Source organism: Pseudomonas sp. X4 (assembly GCF_040784925.1).
Lineage (GTDB): Bacteria > Pseudomonadota > Gammaproteobacteria > Pseudomonadales > Pseudomonadaceae > Aquipseudomonas > Aquipseudomonas putida_Z.
In genome coordinates this window covers 1,964,281-1,981,193 of the sequence record NZ_CP160798.1, presented here as the reverse complement: position 1 = coordinate 1,981,193, position 16,913 = coordinate 1,964,281, and the positions used below count along the sequence as shown (strand labels likewise).

15 protein-coding genes are annotated in these 16,913 nt (G+C 60.6%); 13 read left to right on the top strand and 2 right to left on the bottom strand.

All coding sequences use genetic code 11. The annotated features are described in order from the left end of the window. Positions 1–427: 427 nt before the first annotated feature. The 6 genes from thiI (at position 428) to ABX298_RS08640 (ending at position 7,810) form a co-directional block, all read left to right on the top strand. Complete coding sequence (gene thiI, locus ABX298_RS08665; protein WP_238067022.1) at positions 428–1,882, top strand: tRNA uracil 4-sulfurtransferase ThiI; 1,455 nt, start codon at positions 428–430, stop codon at positions 1,880–1,882. Between the two features lie 127 nt (positions 1,883–2,009). Continuing rightward, positions 2,010–3,830, top strand: a complete 1,821-nt coding sequence (typA, locus tag ABX298_RS08660) for a translational GTPase TypA (RefSeq protein WP_003259874.1) — start codon at positions 2,010–2,012, stop codon at positions 3,828–3,830. 352 nt (positions 3,831–4,182) lie between these two features. Continuing rightward, positions 4,183–4,767 carry a 2OG-Fe(II) oxygenase gene (locus ABX298_RS08655; RefSeq protein ID WP_080604908.1) on the top strand — a complete coding sequence of 195 codons (585 nt, stop codon included), beginning with the start codon at positions 4,183–4,185 and terminating at the stop codon, positions 4,765–4,767. 6 nt (positions 4,768–4,773) lie between these two features. Beyond that, on the top strand, positions 4,774–5,583 hold the full coding sequence (locus tag ABX298_RS08650) for a hypothetical protein (protein WP_367394304.1): 810 nt from the start codon (positions 4,774–4,776) through the stop codon (positions 5,581–5,583). Positions 5,584–5,626: 43 nt separating this feature from the next. Continuing rightward, positions 5,627–6,175, top strand: a complete 549-nt coding sequence (locus tag ABX298_RS08645; RefSeq protein ID WP_367394303.1) for a hypothetical protein — start codon at positions 5,627–5,629, stop codon at positions 6,173–6,175. 204 nt (positions 6,176–6,379) lie between these two features. Beyond that, positions 6,380–7,810, top strand: coding sequence for a PhoPQ-activated pathogenicity-related family protein (locus tag ABX298_RS08640; protein WP_367394302.1), 1,431 nt, complete (start codon positions 6,380–6,382; stop codon positions 7,808–7,810). Positions 7,811–7,962: 152 nt separating this feature from the next. Here ABX298_RS08640 and ABX298_RS08635 read toward each other — a convergent pair whose 3' ends face one another. Then, on the bottom strand, positions 7,963–8,367 hold the full coding sequence (locus ABX298_RS08635; RefSeq protein WP_003259873.1) for a YkgJ family cysteine cluster protein: 405 nt from the start codon (positions 8,365–8,367) through the stop codon (positions 7,963–7,965). Positions 8,368–8,552: 185 nt separating this feature from the next. Between ABX298_RS08635 and ABX298_RS08630 the strand changes: the two genes are divergently transcribed. The 5 genes from ABX298_RS08630 (at position 8,553) to ABX298_RS08610 (ending at position 13,911) form a co-directional block, all read left to right on the top strand. Beyond that, positions 8,553–11,003 carry a glycogen/starch/alpha-glucan phosphorylase gene (locus ABX298_RS08630; RefSeq protein ID WP_075046612.1) on the top strand — a complete coding sequence of 817 codons (2,451 nt, stop codon included), beginning with the start codon at positions 8,553–8,555 and terminating at the stop codon, positions 11,001–11,003. 249 nt (positions 11,004–11,252) lie between these two features. Then, the gene (locus ABX298_RS08625; RefSeq protein WP_025340932.1) at positions 11,253–12,263 is read left to right on the top strand and encodes a class 1 fructose-bisphosphatase; all 1,011 of its coding nucleotides are present in this window, start codon (positions 11,253–11,255) and stop codon (positions 12,261–12,263) included. Positions 12,264–12,266: 3 nt separating this feature from the next. After that, a complete protein-coding gene (locus tag ABX298_RS08620; protein ID WP_063912031.1) occupies positions 12,267–12,863 on the top strand; it encodes a DUF924 family protein in 597 nt (198 codons plus the stop codon). Between the two features lie 224 nt (positions 12,864–13,087). After that, positions 13,088–13,342, top strand: a complete 255-nt coding sequence (gene bamE / locus ABX298_RS08615) for an outer membrane protein assembly factor BamE (RefSeq protein ID WP_003249234.1) — start codon at positions 13,088–13,090, stop codon at positions 13,340–13,342. Then, positions 13,339–13,911, top strand: coding sequence for a lipocalin family protein (locus tag ABX298_RS08610; protein ID WP_025340931.1), 573 nt, complete (start codon positions 13,339–13,341; stop codon positions 13,909–13,911). Before bamE ends, ABX298_RS08610 begins: the two co-directional genes overlap by 4 nt. Before the next feature lie 108 nt (positions 13,912–14,019). Here the strand turns inward: ABX298_RS08610 and ABX298_RS08605 are convergent, their stop codons facing one another. Beyond that, positions 14,020–15,384, bottom strand: a complete 1,365-nt coding sequence (locus ABX298_RS08605) for a formimidoylglutamate deiminase (RefSeq protein WP_367394301.1) — start codon at positions 15,382–15,384, stop codon at positions 14,020–14,022. A gap of 145 nt (positions 15,385–15,529) precedes the next feature. On the opposite strand from ABX298_RS08605, the gene hutC reads away from it, so the two are divergent. Together hutC and ABX298_RS08595 are read left to right on the top strand one after the other, a co-directional pair. Further along, positions 15,530–16,240, top strand: coding sequence for a histidine utilization repressor (gene hutC, locus ABX298_RS08600; RefSeq protein ID WP_013974563.1), 711 nt, complete (start codon positions 15,530–15,532; stop codon positions 16,238–16,240). Beyond that, positions 16,237–16,809 (top strand): HutD family protein, encoded by a 573-nt coding sequence (locus ABX298_RS08595; protein ID WP_075046610.1) that lies wholly within the window; start codon positions 16,237–16,239, stop codon positions 16,807–16,809. Before hutC ends, ABX298_RS08595 begins: the two co-directional genes overlap by 4 nt. The last annotated feature ends 104 nt before the right edge of the window (positions 16,810–16,913 follow it).

Here is a 16,913-nt window from a genome sequence, read left to right as displayed (position 1 = left end):
CGGATAGTCGGCCAAGCTTACCTGCCTCACAAGGGAGCAAATTGCATGCCAGTGCCCGAAAATGGCGAGGGCGGGATAAAAGGGGGCGTTTGCGGGCATTTGGCGCAGGGCTGGGGGGTAAAAATGCACCCTTAAGATGCGATTTTTAGTAGCGGCGCACCAATAGTGTGCATTGATTGAGTTGTGTGCTTTCTTTGAGGGCCTCTTCGCGGGCTCGCCCGCTCCCACAGGGGATAGCACAACCTTGAAAATGTGTGCGGTCCCTGTGGGAGCGGGCGAGCCCGCGAAAGGGCCGGAGCAGGCAGGGCAAAACCCACTTCCTGCATTTATCTCAAAGCTTCTGATCAAAAGTTGGTCAAATCCTGAGCAATTTCCGCTATAATTCGCGCCCCTCATTTTCGGCAGGCCCTGCGCGCGCTGTTAACCAATGAAACTTATCGTCAAAGTCTTCCCAGAAATCACCATCAAGAGCCGGCCGGTGCGCAAGCGCTTCATCCGCCAGCTCGGCAAGAACATCCGCAACGTGCTCAAGGATCTCGATCCTGAGCTCGTGGTCGATGGTGTCTGGGACAATCTCGAAGTGGTCACCCGCGTCGAAGACGAAAAAGTCCAGCGCGAGATGATCGAGCGTCTCACCTGCACCCCGGGTATCACCCACTTCCTGCAGGTAGAGGAATACCCGCTCGGCGACTTCGACGACATCGTCGCCAAGTGCAAGCAGCACTTCGGTCACCTGCTGGCCGGCAAGCACTTCGCCGTGCGCTGCAAGCGCGGCGGCCACCACGACTTCACCTCGATGGACGTCGACCGTTACGTCGGCAGCCAGCTGCGCCAGCAGTGCGGCGCCGCCGGCATCGAGCTGAAGAACCCGGAAGTGCTGGTGCGCATCGAAATCCGCGACCAGCGCCTGTACGTGATCCACAACCAGCACCAGGGCATCGGCGGCTACCCGCTGGGCGCCCTGGAGCAGACCCTGGTACTGATGTCCGGCGGCTTCGACTCCACCGTGGCGGCCTACCAGATGATGCGCCGTGGCCTGATGACCCACTTCTGCTTCTTCAACCTCGGCGGCCGTGCCCACGAGTTGGGCGTGATGGAAGTGGCCCACTACCTGTGGAAGAAGTTCGGCAGCAGCCAGCGCGTGCTGTTCATCAGCGTGCCGTTCGAGGAAGTGGTCGGCGAGATCCTCAACAAGGTCGACAACAGCTACATGGGTGTGACCCTGAAGCGCATGATGCTGCGCGGTGCCGCGCACATGGCCGACCGCCTGGAGATCGACGCGCTGGTCACCGGCGAGGCGATTTCCCAGGTGTCCAGCCAGACCCTGCCGAACCTGTCGATCATCGACTCGGCCACCGACAAGCTGGTGCTGCGCCCGCTGCTGGCCAGCCACAAGCAGGACATCATCGACCAGGCCTACGCGATCGGCACTGCCGACTTCGCCAAGCACATGCCAGAATACTGCGGCGTGATCTCGGTAAACCCGACCACCCACGCCAAGCGCCACCGCATGGAGCATGAAGAGAAGCAGTTCGACATGGCCGTGCTGGAGCGCGCCCTGGAACGCGCCCGGCTGATCTCCATCGACCATGTGATCGACGAACTGGGCAAGGACATCGAAATCGAGGAAGTGACCGAGGCGCTGCCCGGCCAGATCGTCATCGATATTCGTCACCCCGATGCCCAGGAAGACGAACCTCTGGTGCTCGACGGTATCGAAGTCCAGGCCATGCCGTTCTATGCCATCAACAGCAAGTTCAAGCAGCTGGATGCCAACCGCCAGTACTTGCTGTATTGCGACAAAGGTGTGATGAGCCGTCTGCACGCACACCACCTGCTCAGTGAGGGACATGCCAATGTGCGTGTTTATCGTCCGACATAAGACGCCAGGGCTGTATGGCGGCAGCATCCGCCATCGCCCTCCCGACCATCGGGCCCGCTGAGCCTCAAACCGTACATATTCGCCGCCTACACTGGCGGCAACCGAATCCTCTGATCGAGATACAGTTGTGATCGAAAATCTGCGTAACATCGCCATCATCGCCCACGTTGACCATGGTAAAACCACCCTGGTCGACAAACTCCTGCGCCAGTCCGGCACCCTGGAGCGTAACGAGCTCAACGACGAGCGCGTGATGGACTCCAACGACCAGGAAAAAGAGCGCGGCATTACCATTCTGGCGAAAAACACCGCCATCAACTGGAACGGCTACCACATCAACATCGTCGACACCCCCGGCCACGCCGACTTCGGTGGCGAGGTTGAGCGTGTAATGTCGATGGTCGACTCCGTGCTGCTGCTGGTCGATGCCCAGGACGGCCCGATGCCGCAAACCCGCTTCGTGACCAAGAAGGCTTTCGAAGCTGGCCTGAAGCCGATCGTCGTGATCAACAAGGTTGACCGCCCGGGCGCGCGTCCTGACTGGGTTCTGGACCAGATCTTCGACCTGTTCGACAACCTCGGTGCCACCGACGACCAGCTGGACTTCCAGGTTGTCTACGCCTCGGCCCTGAACGGCATCGCCGGTCTGGACCACACCGACATGGCCGAAGACATGACCCCGCTGTACCAGTCGATCGTCGACAACGTACCGGCGCCGAACGTTGACGTCGATGGCCCGTTCCAGATGCAGATCTCCGCTCTGGACTACAACAGCTTCCTCGGTGTTATCGGCGTTGGCCGTATCGCCCGTGGTCGTATCAAGCCGAACACCCCGGTTGTTGCCATCGACACCGAAGGCAAGAAGCGTAACGGCCGTATCCTCAAGCTGATGGGCCACCACGGCCTGCACCGCGTCGACGTTGAAGAAGCCCAGGCTGGCGACATCGTCTGCATCAGCGGTTTCGACGAGCTGTTCATCTCCGACACCCTGTGCGACATGAACAACGTCGAGGCGATGAAGCCACTGACCGTTGACGAGCCGACCGTTTCGATGACCTTCCAGGTCAACGACTCGCCGTTCTGCGGCAAGGAAGGCAAGTTCGTCACCAGCCGTAACATCAAGGAACGTCTGGACAAAGAGCTGCTGTACAACGTTGCACTGCGCGTTGAAGAAGGCGACTCGGCTGACAAGTTCAAGGTTTCCGGCCGTGGTGAGCTGCACCTGTCGGTTCTGATCGAAACCATGCGTCGTGAAGGCTTCGAGATGGCTGTAGGCCGCCCTGAAGTGATCATCCGCGAAGTCAACGGCGTGAAGCAGGAGCCGTTCGAAAACGTCACCATCGACATCCCTGAAGAATCCCAGGGCAAGGTCATGGAAGAAATGGGCCTGCGTAAGGGCGACCTGACCAACATGGCGCCGGATGGCAAGGGCCGTGTACGTCTGGAGTACAACGTACCTGCTCGCGGTCTGATCGGTTTCCGTAACCAGTTCCTGACCCTGACCAACGGTGCTGGCATCCTGACCTCGATCTTCGATCGCTACGACACCATGAAAGCCGGCCAGATGTCCGGTCGCCTGAACGGTGTACTGGTTTCGATCGAGACCGGCAAGGCGCTGACTTACTCGCTGGAAACCCTGCAGGCTCGCGGCAAGCTGTTCATCGAGCACGGCCAGGACATCTACAACGGTCAGATCATCGGTCTGAACAGCCGTGACAACGACCTGGGCGTGAACCCGACCAAGGGCAAGAAGCTCGACAACATGCGTGCTTCGGGCAAAGACGAAGTCATCGCCCTGGTGCCGCCGGTTCGCCACACCTTGGAACAGGCCCTGGAATTCATCCAGGACGACGAGCTGTGCGAAGTGACTCCGAAGTCGATCCGCCTGCGCAAGAAGATCCTGGACGAAGGCGAGCGTACCCGCGCTGCCAAGAAAGCCAAGGCTTGATCGTCTAGCTTGAGCTGAAACAAAAACGCCCCCGGTCGAAAGGCCGGGGGCGTTTTTTTATGTCCAATTCTGAGTGAAGCCAAGGGTAGTGGCTGCCTGCGGTCTCTCACGCACACGTGCCTTTATCAATGGTAAATGCTTGGGGTCTGGTAGGGCTTCAGGTTGGTGTCAGTCTGAAAAAGTTTGTTTGAGGTAAGGGAAATGGGAACTCGTTATGGCGACTAAATCTTTTATCACGTCAAGGCTATGGTAAAGGTCACCGGCTGAGCGGCTGTTTCCCTGTGTGAGAATATCTAAAGGTATTTTAACTTTCAGTCTCCAATCGCTATGTTGAGATCAGGAGATTGAAGTAATGGTAGGTTTGACTGCTTGTAAAAATATCTGTGTGATTGATGATGGAATAACGGACGAAGAGCACACGAAAATATTGAGGCTCCTAACTGGCTCGCTCTGGCGTTATGGCTGGCCCTATCCTTATGCTCCCCTTGATCGTCCATGTTGGCACAGTTTTATCGCCGGTACTCGCAGAAATGAATTGGAAGACTGTGAGCAAGAACTACGAGAGCGACCGGACTGGGCTTTTCTGGCGAATATCTGGGCACGTATCAAGGCTGCGCATATGCCTTCGGCGACCCTGTTAGGGGTATACGCCAATGGTCAAACAAGCAGCCAGGATGGTCCTATTCATCGTGACAATACAGCCGAGGCGCCAGGGAAAACTGTAATGCTGTTTTGCAGCGAGTACTGGGCCACCTGCTGGGGTGGTGAGCTTGTATTCTACGACGCTGACAAAGAAAGTATTGTGCTGTCGGTACAGCCTAAGCCGAGGCGGGTTGTAATCTTCAATGGGGAAGTGCCGCATGGTGCTCGGGCGCCTGGTGTGAGTTGTAATCGGCTGCGTATGAGCATCGCCTTCAAGACATTGATCAGGGAGTAGCGAAAGATGATCAAAACACTTGAGATTATCTTGGGCTACGTTGAGAAACCGGTAGCGGTGGGTGCGGCAGCTACTTCCCTGACGGATCAGTACAATAGCGACAAATCAGGGTTCGTTCTAGTGAATCAGAGTGCCCAAACCGGAGCTGCAGTCGCCGGGGTCACGTCAATAGTAAAGCTGACTGCGGGTTTTACACCCTTCCTCAATATCAAGGTGAATACGCTTGCTGCGACTACAGTATTTCTAAAAATTACTGCTAAGTACAAGACCGACCAGGAATTTGACAAAGGTGACGTCCTGAGCTTAGTTGGAAATGTTGCAGGGATTGTCGGCAGTATAAGCTTGCTTGCTGGGGCTGGCACTCCCGCGGTCATTTTCACTGCTGTAGGCGTTGGGGCTAATGCCTTGGGGATACTCAATTCCGATGCGGCATCAAATTTGTATCATTCTTTTATCGCACCTGTAGTGCAAAAACATTTCGTTGCAAATACAAATGCCACCTACCCTGATTACTGGGTAGCGCCGGACTTGGCCCTTGCATCGCTCGCCCAAATCAGCGCAATCTATGCGGGCCGAGTTGCGGTAACCCAGTGGAACCCGGATACGCAAGGCGTGGTGCTTGGAAGCGACTTTTCTCACCTGTACGGAATATCTGGCGGCGGCAACGCCGGCGGGGGTGGCTATATTGAACCGGACTTCGGTGGCGGACCTATGGTATTCCCATTGCCGGAACTCCCTAGGTGGAATATTGATATAGGTCCTATAGAGATCATCCCGCCTGGCGGGGGCGTAGGTGGAGTTGATAGGTATCATTAATATTTTTAGGCGATTTTCCTATTTAAAATAGCAGGAGGGGTGTGTGCAGTCATTTTCGGGGTTCATCAAATTGCTCAGAATGTCCCCTCCTTTGAAGCGTGCTCAATTGCTTGCGATTGTCGTGATTACGATGCTTACAGGTGTTGCATTTTTTTTCAGTCAGATGAAAGTATATAAAGCTCCTGATTTTTCGAGGATGCTAGTAGTCGAGGGGCGAGTATCCGGTTATCCAGATGTTTGGGAGGGTAACCGTTCGCTAGTACATTTCGGCGTGGCATATAAGCTTGATGGAAAGCGGGAGGGTAAACGTGTCTATACTTACCGGAAGTTGTATGAAGCATCGAGGCTTCGTATCAATACGAAGGTTATTCTTACAGTGGAACGTGGGGATGATGGTAGCACCGTGCGTGAACTCGCCACGTTGGACGGGCAAGTACTTTATGACGACCGTCTCAATCAACAGGTCGTGGTTTGGAACAATGAATCGATAATGTCCACGGTCGTGTTGGGTACCTTGGCATCAATAGTGACCGCCATAGCCGCGATCGTTATGGTTGTACTTCATCTGCGCGACCTTGCTCGGCAGGGTTGATATAGAAACAGAGCACTTGCCATTCTTGCTCATCCGGGTCCCAAACGCCCCCGGTCGCATGGTCGGGGGCGTTTTTTTTTGTTTGGCGCAGGTTTTTGTAGGGGATATCTCAAGCTCAAGTAGGCTGTATCTTTCACGGCCTTTTGCGTCTTGTGCGTGCTTGTTGTGATGCCTAGCGTGGAATGAATTCTCAAAGCAGGACGCATGTCCATGAATTACCGTTTAGCGCTGGCCATCCCCTGCCTGATGGCAGGTTTGCAGGCTTGCACCGTGCATGACTGTGCCAACCTGCGTCCTCAGGATGTCGTCCGGTGCCATATTGGCAAGGTGCGCCAGGCACCCTTGGAATCCGTATTGATCGAGCAAACCTCAGAGCCAGGCTATGTATTCCGCCGCCTGCAGATGGTTTCGCAGGTGTGGGACCCAACCCCGGTGGTTGAGCCGCGTCGCTGGGAGCATGATGTCGAGTTGCACATCCCAGGTAATGCGGTGCCCGGCAATGCCTTGCTGGTGGTAAACAACGGTGTGCGGCATGGGCCGGCGCAAAACCCGGACTACACGCGAGAGGTGTTGCGCGAAGTCGCTCTGAAGACGCAGGTGGCCGTGGTCATGATCAGCGATGTGCCCAATCAGTACGTGACCTTCAGCGATAACGAGAGGTCCTTGCGCGAGGATGACGCCGTGGCCCATACCTGGGCTCATGCGCTACGCGGCGCCGTGCCGGAATTGCCACTGCACGTGCCGATGGCCGCGGCGGCAAGCCGGGCGATGGATCTGGCTGAGCAGGAGCTGGCAAAGCAAGGGCTCACGGTGGACCGCTTCATTCTCACAGGTGCCTCCAAGCGCGGCTGGAGCGCGTGGCTCACGGCATTGGCCGATGAACGGGTGATGGCCATCGTGCCAAGTGTGATCGATGTGGCGGACACCTCTGGCATGCTGGCCGGGTTGCGCAAGCGCTATGGTGGTCACTGGCCCCTGGCGCTGGGTCCCTACCAGCAGGCTGGTGTTCTGCAGCAACTGGGCACCCCAGCTTTCGATCAGCTGATGGCGACGATGGACCCGATGCAGTACCTGAACGAGAAGGGGCAGCGTCTGGCGATTCCCAAATACCTGGTTTCCGCCAGTGGTGATGATTTTTTCGCCCCTGACCCGATTACTGATTATCAGCAGCGCCTGCCGGGCCAGACCAGCCTCAGGGTGCTGCCGAATTCGGACCATGGTGGGGTGCGTCAGGCGGTAGTCAGCACCCTGGTGCCTGCGCTGACGCGCTTGCGCGATGGCACACCTTTGCCAAGCGTGCAGGTGTCGGCCAGCGGGTATGCCGGGCAGATGAGCGTCGACTTCTCTGAGCCGCCAGTGGCGGTGAAGGTGTGGACGGCGAGCAACAGCCAGGACCGCGACTTCCGTTTTGCCTGCGGGGTGCGCTATCAATCCGAGACGCTCAATCCCATGCAGCGCTTCACCCTGCAGCGCACGCCGCCGGCGACGGGATGGCAGGCGCAGTTCGTCGAAGCGAAGTTTGCTGATGGCTTTATCGCTACCAGCCCGGTCAGCGTGCTGCCGCAGACCTATCCCGAACATCCACCGGCGGAGCAGGGTGGTGCGTGCAAGAGCTTTCCCTCTGGCGGAAAGTAGAAATCTGGCTTGGAACATAATTGGCCAGCAGTGGCCGCTTTGCGGCCCTTCGCGGGCTTGCCCGCTCCCACAGGTGTGTCGCTGAGCCCATGATTTGCGCGACCCCTTGTGGGAGCGGGCGAGCCCGCGAAGAGGCCCTTTAAGGCTAGCGATCAGCGCCCGACCACCTTGGGCTTGTACGCACAATACCCCGGCCGCGGCCCGACCTTGGGGTGGTTGCGGCAGGTATCCGGCCGCTTGTCATAAATGGTGCACAGCCGGCTTTTACGATCCAGGTACAGGCAGTCATCATTGCTCATCCGGGTCAGGGTGAAGATCCCCGACTTCTGGTTGAAGCGTTCGATGATGCCGTCCTTCTGCAGGCGCTTGGCGATATTCTTCGGCGGTTCGTCTTTCTCGAACTCGTCGACCACGCCGATACGGATCAGATCCTTGATCTTCACCTCCACCGGCAGGGTGCAGCAGGTCGAATGGCAGCCATGGCACATGTTGCTGGTATAGCGCTGCCAGGTCTCCAGGCGGTCGACTTCGGCCGCGGCGATCAGGGTCGTTTTCATCGTTATGGGGGTGTATCACGGTCTTGGGGCGCGCGATCATACCGGAATTGTTCAATTTATGAACAACCTTTTGCCGGAATCGCAGAGTGGGCATGAAAACTGCGAACGCTAACTGTCACTCCCTGTCGAAGGGTCTAGGCTCAAAAGTCTCCCTCCGCTTTCGTCAACTTGCCCGAGGATGCCGCATGTCCCAGGAACCCAAAGCTCGTGACGCCGAGGTGGCCGAATTTCGCGCCGCTGTACTGGACAAGCTGACCTACGCGGTCGGCAAGGACCCGGAGCACGCTTTCGACCACGACTGGTTCGAAGCCATCGCACTGGCCGCGCGCGATCACATGGTCGATCACTGGATGGACCACACCCGCCAGGCTTATCGCCGCAGCCAGAAGCGGGTCTATTACCTTTCCCTCGAATTCCTCATCGGCCGCTTGCTGTACGACAGCCTGAGCAACCTGGGCCTGCTCGACATTGCCCGCGATGCACTGGAAGGGCTGGACGTGGACCTGGAGCGCATCCGCCTGCTCGAGCCCGATGCCGCGCTGGGCAACGGTGGCCTGGGCCGCCTGGCGGCGTGCTTCATGGAGAGCATGTCGACCCTGGGCATCGCTGCTCACGGTTATGGCATCCGCTACGAGCACGGGCTGTTTCGCCAGGCCATGGTCGATGGCTGGCAGCAGGAGCAGACCGAGAACTGGCTGGACTTCGGCAACCCCTGGGAGTTCGAGCGCGCCGAGGTGATCTACCCGATCAGCTTTGGCGGCAGCGTCGAAACGGTGCACGACACCCACGGCCAGCAGCGCCAGGTGTGGTGGCCGGGCGAGACCGTGCGAGCGGTGGCTTATGACACCCCGGTAGTCGGTTGGCGCGGGGCCAGCGTGAATACCCTGCGCCTGTGGCGTGCGCGGGCGCTGGAAGAGCTGCACCTGGAACGCTTCAATGCCGGTGACCACCTGGGTGCGGTAGCCGAGGTGGCGCGGGCCGAGAGCATTTCGCGGGTGCTGTACCCGGCCGATAGCACCGAGGCGGGCCAGGAGCTGCGCCTGCGCCAGGAGTACTTCTTCGTCTCGGCTTCGTTGCAGGACTTGCTGCGCCGCCACCTGAACATGCACGACAACCTGCTCAACCTGCCGGATGCGGCGGCCATCCAGCTCAACGACACCCACCCGTCGATCGCCGTGGCCGAGCTGATGCGCCTGCTGGTCGACCAGCATGAAATCCCCTGGGATACCGCCTGGGAGCTGACCGTCGGCACGCTGGCCTACACCAACCACACCTTGCTGCCCGAAGCCCTGGAAACCTGGCCGGTGGCGCTGATGGAGCGCATGCTGCCGCGGCACATGCAGATCATCTACCTGATCAACGCCTACCACATCGACGCGCTGCGGGCGAAAGGCCTGCACGACTTCGACGTGCTGCGGGCCGTGTCGCTGATCGAAGAAGACAACGGCCGCCGGGTGCGCATGGGCAACCTGGCGTTCCTCGGTTCGCACAGTGTCAACGGTGTATCGGCGCTGCACAGCAAGCTGATGAAAAGCACGGTGTTCGCCGAACTGCACAAGCTCTACCCGCAACGGATCAACAACAAGACCAATGGCATTACCTTCCGCCGCTGGCTGTACCAGTCCAACCCGCAGCTGACCGCCATGCTGGTCGAGGCGCTGGGCCCTGAATTGCTGGACGACCCCGAAGGGCGCCTGGCCAATCTGGTGCCGTTCGCCGACAAGAGCGGCTTCCGCAAGCAGTTCGCCGCGCAGCGCCTGCACAGCAAGCGTGCCCTGGCCAGCATCATCCAGGACCGCCTGGGCGTTACGGTGAACCCCGAAGCGTTGTTCGATGTGCAGGTCAAGCGCATCCACGAATACAAGCGCCAGTTGCTCAACCTGCTGCACACCGTGGCGCTGTACCAGGCCATGCGCAACGACCCCGGTACCGACTGGGTGCCGCGGGTGAAGATTTTCGCCGGCAAGGCCGCGGCCAGCTATCACCAGGCCAAGCTGATCATCAAGCTGGCCAACGACATCGCCCGGGTGGTGAACAACGACCCGACCGTGCGCGGCCTGCTGAAGGTGGTATTCCTGCCCAACTACAACGTCAGCCTGGCTGAAAGCATCATCCCGGCGGCGGACCTTTCCGAGCAGATTTCCACCGCCGGTTACGAAGCCTCCGGCACCAGCAACATGAAGTTTGGCCTGAACGGCGCGCTGACCATCGGCACCTTGGATGGTGCCAACGTCGAGATGAGCGAGCAGGTGGGTACCGAAAACATGTTCATCTTCGGCCTTACCGCGCAGCAGGTGGAGGCCAGGCGGCGCGACGGGGACTTTGGCGCCAGTGCGGCGATTGCCGCGTCCAGCCGCCTGAACGACGTGTTGCAGGCTGTTCGCAGCGGGGTGTTCTCACCGGACGACCCGTCGCGCTATAGCGCGCTGATCGACGGGCTGGTGGCTCATGACCGCTTCCTGGTGTGTGCCGATTTCGATGCCTACTGGGATGCCCAGCGACGGGTCGAGGAGCTGTGGCACACGCCGCAGGAATGGTGGCGCATGGCGGTGCTGAATACCGCGCGGATGGGCTGGTTCTCCTCGGACCGGACCATTCGGGAATATGCCAGCGAGATCTGGAAGGCGCTGGATTGAGGAAAAGGGGCCGCTGTGCGGCCCATCGCCGGCAAGCCAGCTCCCACCTCGACCGCGTCGACCTCGAGCCATGTGCAGTCCCTGTGGGAGCTGGCTTGCCGGCGATGGGCTGCACAGCAGCCCCAACCGACCATCGGCTTGGTGCTTGCTGAACTTCAGGGGCTGAAGTCGAGTCTCTTTGCTCGCTAGCCCGCAACTCTCCCTGTAAACTGCGGGGGTTTTTATCCCCCAATCCTTTCGGAGCCATACATGTCCCGCGTTACCCTGAGTCGCTATCTGATTGAGCAGACCCGCAGCAACAATACCCCTGCCGATCTGCGCTTCCTGATCGAAGTGGTGGCGCGTGCGTGCAAGGAAATCAGCCATCACGTGTCCAAAGGCGCCCTTGGTGGTGTGCTGGGCAGCATGGGCACTGAAAACGTGCAGGGCGAAGTCCAGAAGAAACTGGACGTGATTTCCAACGATATCCTGCTGGAAGCCAACGAGTGGGGCGGCCACCTGGCCGGCATGGCTTCCGAAGAAATGGACAACGCCTACCAGATCCCGGGCAAGTACCCGAAAGGCGCCTACCTGCTGGTCTTCGACCCGCTGGACGGCTCGTCCAACATCGACGTCAACGTTTCGGTCGGCACCATCTTCTCGGTACTGCGTTGCCCTAACGAATACCTGAGCCAGAACGAAACCCTGAACGAAAATGCCTTCCTGCAGCCAGGCACCCAGCAGGTCGCGGCCGGTTACGCAATCTACGGCCCGCAGACCATGCTGATCCTGACCCTGGGCAACGGCGTCAAGGGCTTCACCCTGGACCGCGAACTGGGCAGCTTCGTCCTCACCCACGAAAACATCCGCGTGCCGGAAAGCACCGCAGAGTTCGCCATCAACATGTCCAACCAGCGCCACTGGGAAGCCCCGGTTCAGCGCTACGTGGGCGAGCTGCTGGCAGGCGAGACCGGCCCGCTGAAGAAGAACTACAACATGCGCTGGATCGCCTCGATGGTGGCCGACGTACACCGCATCCTGACCCGTGGCGGCCTGTTCATGTACCCACGTGACGCCCGCGAGCCGAGCAAGCCGGGCAAACTGCGCCTGATGTACGAAGCCAACCCGATGTCGTTCATCATCGAACAGGCCGGCGGCGCCTCCACCAACGGTTACGATCGCATCCTCGACATCCAGCCAGAAAGCCTGCACCAGCGTGTGTCGGTAATCCTCGGCTCGAAGGAAGAGGTCGAGCGCGTCACCGCCTACCACAAGGAGTAAGTCATGCTCGCACCTTGGCAGCCGTTGCTGGAGTGGTGGTTCGGTTGGGGCACCAGTCCCCAGGCCGTGGCTGACGAGAAGAGCACGCTGTGGTTCGGCAAGCATCATGATGCCGAGGCCCATGCGCTGTTTGGCGAGCTGGTCGAGCATGCCCTGGCGGGTGGGCTCGACGAGTGGCAGCAAAGCCCGCAGGGCTGGCTGGGCCTGCTGATCCTGCTGGACCAGCTGCCGCGCATGATCTACCGCGACACGCCGCGTGCCTTCGAGGGCGACCGGCGTGCCCAGGTGGTGGCGATGCAGGGTTTGCAGAAAAACTGGGATTACCAGCTGTTGCCGATCCAGCGGGTATTCGTGCTGCTGGTGCTGGAGCATGCCGAGGTGCTGGACTGGCAGAACCTGTGCGTCGAGCGCTACCAGTTGCTGCTGGACGAGCAGCCCGAAGCCAACCGCCGGTTGTTCGAAGGCTTCCTCGACTACGCCGAGCAGCACCAGCGGGTAATTGCCCGTTTCGGGCGCTTCCCGCACCGCAACCTGGTGCTGGAGCGGCCGAGTACCAGCGAAGAGATGGACTTTTTGCTGGAGCCTGGGTCCAGGTTCTGAGGTTTCGTGGCCTGCTGCGCAGGCCGTCGCGACGCAAGGCCGCTCCTTCACGGGGCGGCCTTTTTGTTTGGGCGGGGTAATTCTTTGTGATTAATCGCACAGTAGTGGCCATCCGACCAATGGCGTAGGGGTAGAGGAGGGAGGTCAGGGAACCTGGGAGGGTTTTTACCGTCGAAGGTCACTGCAGGCCACTCGCCTGTATCCCCTCTCCAGGAGTGTCCTTCATGTCGTTGCGTTCCCTCGCCCTGTTGTCGCTGTGCGTCGTCCTGACTGCCTGCAGCAAGATCAACCAGGAAAACTATTCCAAGATCAAGGCCGGTATGAACAAGGCCGAGGTCGAGCAGCTGCTCGGCACGCCGACCGAGTGCTCTGGTGCGCTGGGGATGAGCAGCTGCACCTGGGGGGACGAGAAGAGCTTCATCAGTGTGCAATACGCGGCTGACAAGGTGCTCATGTATTCAGGGCAGGGTCTCAAATGAGGCATCTGTATCTGCTGATGGGGGTATGCCTGGCGTTGCTGCTGGGCGGTTGTGCCGGCTCCGTGCATGACCCGCTGGCGCCGAAAACCGCGGGCAACATCGACCTCAAGCGCTACCAGGGCAAGTGGTACGAGCTGGCGCGCCTGCCGATGCGCTACCAGACCGGTTGCGAGCAGTCCGAAGCGCACTACAACCTCCGGCTCGATGGTAGCCTCGGCGTGCTCAACCGATGCCGCACCATGGGTGACGAATGGCTGCGCGCCGAAGGGCATGCGAACATCCAGGAGCCGGGGCACACCGACAAGTTGTGGGTCGAGTTCGACAACTGGTTCACCAAGCTGGTGCCAGGGGTGGCGAGGGGCGAGTACTGGATTCTGTATGTGGATGATCGCTACCGCACGGCGGTGGTCGGCAGCCCGGACCGCAAGCACTTGTGGATCCTGTCGCGTACGCCGACGCTACCGGCCTGGGAGCGCGAGAACCTGATGTCCAAGGCCCGGCAGCAGGGGTATGACACCAATCGGCTGATCTGGCGTGCGTCGGACCAGCAGATCGTCAAGAGGCACTGAGGTTCAGAGTAGTTGTGGGTGATGAGCCTACTCGCAACCGCGATGTATGGCACCGGCTTCGCCGGTGTTCGCGGGTTCACCCGCGAATGCGATAGAACTGCCGGCAGATCAGCCCAAAAGCTGCCGCAGTACTTTGGCAAACGCCAGCGCGCTTTGCTCTTCCTGCGTATGCCGCCCCTGGCGCACCACCCACTGCCCATTCACCATCACATCCCGCACCTGGCGATCGCCCCCGGCAAACAGCCAGCGGTTGAGAATCGCATCCCCATCGGCCATGGCGATGTAAGGGTCCTGCCCGTCGAGCACCAGCCAGTCGGCGCGCTTGCCCACGGCCAGTTCCCCGACCGCCTGCCCCAGCGCCTGCGCGCCGCCCGCCAGCGCAGCGTCATACAGCGTGCGCCCGACCATCGGCTGGTCGCCGCGATACAGGCGGTTACGCCGCTGGTCGCGCAGCCGCTGGCCGTATTCCAACCAGCGCAGTTCCTCCACCACGCTCAGCGACACATGGCTGTCCGAACCAATGCCCATGCGCCCACCCTGCGCCAGGTAGTCCACTGCCGGGAAAATCCCGTCGCCCAGGTTGGCCTCGGTGGTCAGGCACAGCCCGGCTACCGCGCCGCTGCGGGCCATGGCGGTGACTTCATCCGGCTCGGCATGGGTGGCATGCACCAGGCACCAGCGTGGGTCCACGTCCACGTGCTCGTACAGCCACTGCAGCGGGCGCAGGCCGCTCCAGGCCAGGCAGTCGTCGACTTCCTTCTGCTGCTCGGCGATATGGATATGCACCGGGCACTGCTTGTCGCTGGCTGCCAGCACTTCGGCGATCTGCCCGGGCGTCACCGCGCGCAGCGAATGGAAGCACAGACCCAGTTGCTGCGCGGGTTGCGCGGCCAGCAGCGGGGCCAGCTGCGCTTGCAGTTGCAGGTATTGTTCGGTGGAGTTGATGAAGCGCCGTTGCCCGTCATTCGGGGCTTGGCCGCCGAAGCCTGCGTGGCTGTACAGCACCGGCAGCAAGGTCAGGCCAATGCCGCTGTCGGCTGCAGCCGCGCTGATGCGGCGGGACAGTTCGGCCGGGTCGGCGTAGGCCTTGCCGGCCTGGTCATGGTGCACGTAGTGGAACTCGGCGACCGAGGTGTAGCCCGCCTTGAGCATCTCGATGTACAGCTGACGGGCGATGACCAGCAGCTGCTCCGGGCTGATCTGGCCGACCAGGCGATACATCAGGTCGCGCCAGGTCCAGAAACTGTCGTTGGGGTTGCCGGCGACTTCCGCCAGCCCTGCCATGGCGCGCTGGAAGGCATGCGAGTGCAGGTTGGGCATGCCGGGCAGCAGCGGGCCGGCCAGCCGCTCGGCGCCTTCGGCCGAGGCACCCGGTTCGATGCGGGCCACATGGCCATCACTGGTGACCTCGATGCGGACATGGCTGGCCCAGCCCGTGGGCAGCAGGGCGCGTTCGGCGAAGTAGGCGGACATCGGTGAAAATCCTGTTATTGTTAACTTGTATATACATATACAGGTGTTTGCCTGCCGGGTAAACTGCGGCAAGCTACCGCTCATTCCATTTGCACAAGGATCCAACGCCGTGCCGACACCACCTGTCTCCGCGCTGGTTGCCCAGATGGGCGAGGGCCCGGCTCCGCTGTACGCCCGGGTCAAACAGATGATCATCCAGCAGATCGACAACGGCAGCTGGCCACCGCATCACCGAGTACCCTCGGAGAGCGAACTGGTCAGCGAGCTGGGCTTCAGCCGCATGACCATCAACCGCGCCCTGCGCGAACTTACCGCCGAAGGCCTGCTGGTGCGCATGCAAGGGGTCGGTACCTTCGTGGCCGAGCCCAAGGGGCGTTCGGCGCTGTTCGAGGTCAACAACATCGCCGACGAAATTGCCGCGCGTGGCCACCAGCATAGCTGCCAGGTGATCACCCTCACCGAGGAAACGGCCGGTTCCGAGCGGGCCCTGGCCCTGGACATGCGCGAAGGCCAACGGGTGTTCCACTCGCTGATCGTGCATTTCGAGAACGGCGTGCCGGTGCAGATCGAGGACCGCTACGTCAATGCGGCGATTGCCCCCGACTACCTCAAGCAGGACTTCACCCGGCAGACGCCTTACGCCTACCTGTCGCAGGTGGCGCCGCTGACCGAGGGTGAGCACGTGGTCGAGGCAATCCTGGCCGAGCCGGAAGAATGCCGCCTGTTGCAGATCGAGCGGGGCGAGCCCTGCCTGCTGATCCGCCGCCGCACCTGGTCCGGCCGCCAGCCGGTGACCGCCGCGCGGCTGATCCACCCCGGTTCCCGTCATCGCCTGGAAGGACGTTTCAGTAAATGAGTCAGCTGCAGTTGTTGCGTGCGCAGGCCTACCCGCGCATGCCGTGGAAGAACGGTGGCGGTTTCACCGAAGAGATTACCCGCGACAGTGGCGAAGGCCTGGACGGCTTTGGCTGGCGCTTGTCGATTGCCGATATCGAGGAGTCCGGCGGGTTTTCCACCTTTGCCGGCTACCAGCGGATCATCACCGTGCTGCAGGGTGACGGCATGCGCCTGCTGGTCGACGGCCAGGCCAGCAGGCCGTTGCTGCCGTTCGATGCCTTCGCCTTCAGTGGCGAGAGCCAGGTCAGCTGCAAGCTGCTGGGCGGGGCGATCCGCGATTTCAACCTGATCTACGCACCGCAGCGCTACCGGGCACGGTTGCAGTGGTTCGATGGCACCAGCCGCTTGTACAGTTCGGCGTCGACGGTGTTGCTGTTCGCTGCCAGCAGCCAGGTCGAGGTGGGCATTGCCGGGCGCGAGACGCAGCGGTTGGGGTTGTATGACTGCCTGCGGCTGGAGGGCAATGACCAGTTGCTGGGGTTGGATGTGCAGGGGCGGTTCTGCCTGATCGAACTCGTTTCACGTTGAGATAGCCGGGGGCTGCTGCGCAGCCCTTCGCGGGCTTGCCCGCTCCCACAGGTACAGCGCACGCCTTGAAGGCAGTGGAGCTCTCTGTGGGAGCGGGCAAGCCC

Bases quoted from the DNA above. Each gene is read 5' to 3' on its own strand.
- thiI (WP_238067022.1), top strand. From the start codon at position 428: ATGAAACTTATCGTCAAAGTCTTCCCAGAAATCACCATCAAGAGCCGG.
- ABX298_RS08655 (WP_080604908.1), top strand. From the start codon at position 4,183: ATGGTAGGTTTGACTGCTTGTAAAAATATCTGTGTGATTGATGATGGA.
- ABX298_RS08650 (WP_367394304.1), top strand. From the start codon at position 4,774: ATGATCAAAACACTTGAGATTATCTTGGGCTACGTTGAGAAACCGGTA.
- ABX298_RS08640 (WP_367394302.1), top strand. From the start codon at position 6,380: ATGTCCATGAATTACCGTTTAGCGCTGGCCATCCCCTGCCTGATGGCA.
- ABX298_RS08635 (WP_003259873.1), bottom strand. From the start codon at position 8,367: ATGAAAACGACCCTGATCGCCGCGGCCGAAGTCGACCGCCTGGAGACC.
- ABX298_RS08630 (WP_075046612.1), top strand. From the start codon at position 8,553: ATGTCCCAGGAACCCAAAGCTCGTGACGCCGAGGTGGCCGAATTTCGC.
- ABX298_RS08625 (WP_025340932.1), top strand. From the start codon at position 11,253: ATGTCCCGCGTTACCCTGAGTCGCTATCTGATTGAGCAGACCCGCAGC.
- ABX298_RS08620 (WP_063912031.1), top strand. From the start codon at position 12,267: ATGCTCGCACCTTGGCAGCCGTTGCTGGAGTGGTGGTTCGGTTGGGGC.
- bamE (WP_003249234.1), top strand. From the start codon at position 13,088: ATGTCGTTGCGTTCCCTCGCCCTGTTGTCGCTGTGCGTCGTCCTGACT.
- ABX298_RS08610 (WP_025340931.1), top strand. From the start codon at position 13,339: ATGAGGCATCTGTATCTGCTGATGGGGGTATGCCTGGCGTTGCTGCTG.
- ABX298_RS08605 (WP_367394301.1), bottom strand. From the start codon at position 15,384: ATGTCCGCCTACTTCGCCGAACGCGCCCTGCTGCCCACGGGCTGGGCC.
- hutC (WP_013974563.1), top strand. From the start codon at position 15,530: ATGGGCGAGGGCCCGGCTCCGCTGTACGCCCGGGTCAAACAGATGATC.
- ABX298_RS08595 (WP_075046610.1), top strand. From the start codon at position 16,237: ATGAGTCAGCTGCAGTTGTTGCGTGCGCAGGCCTACCCGCGCATGCCG.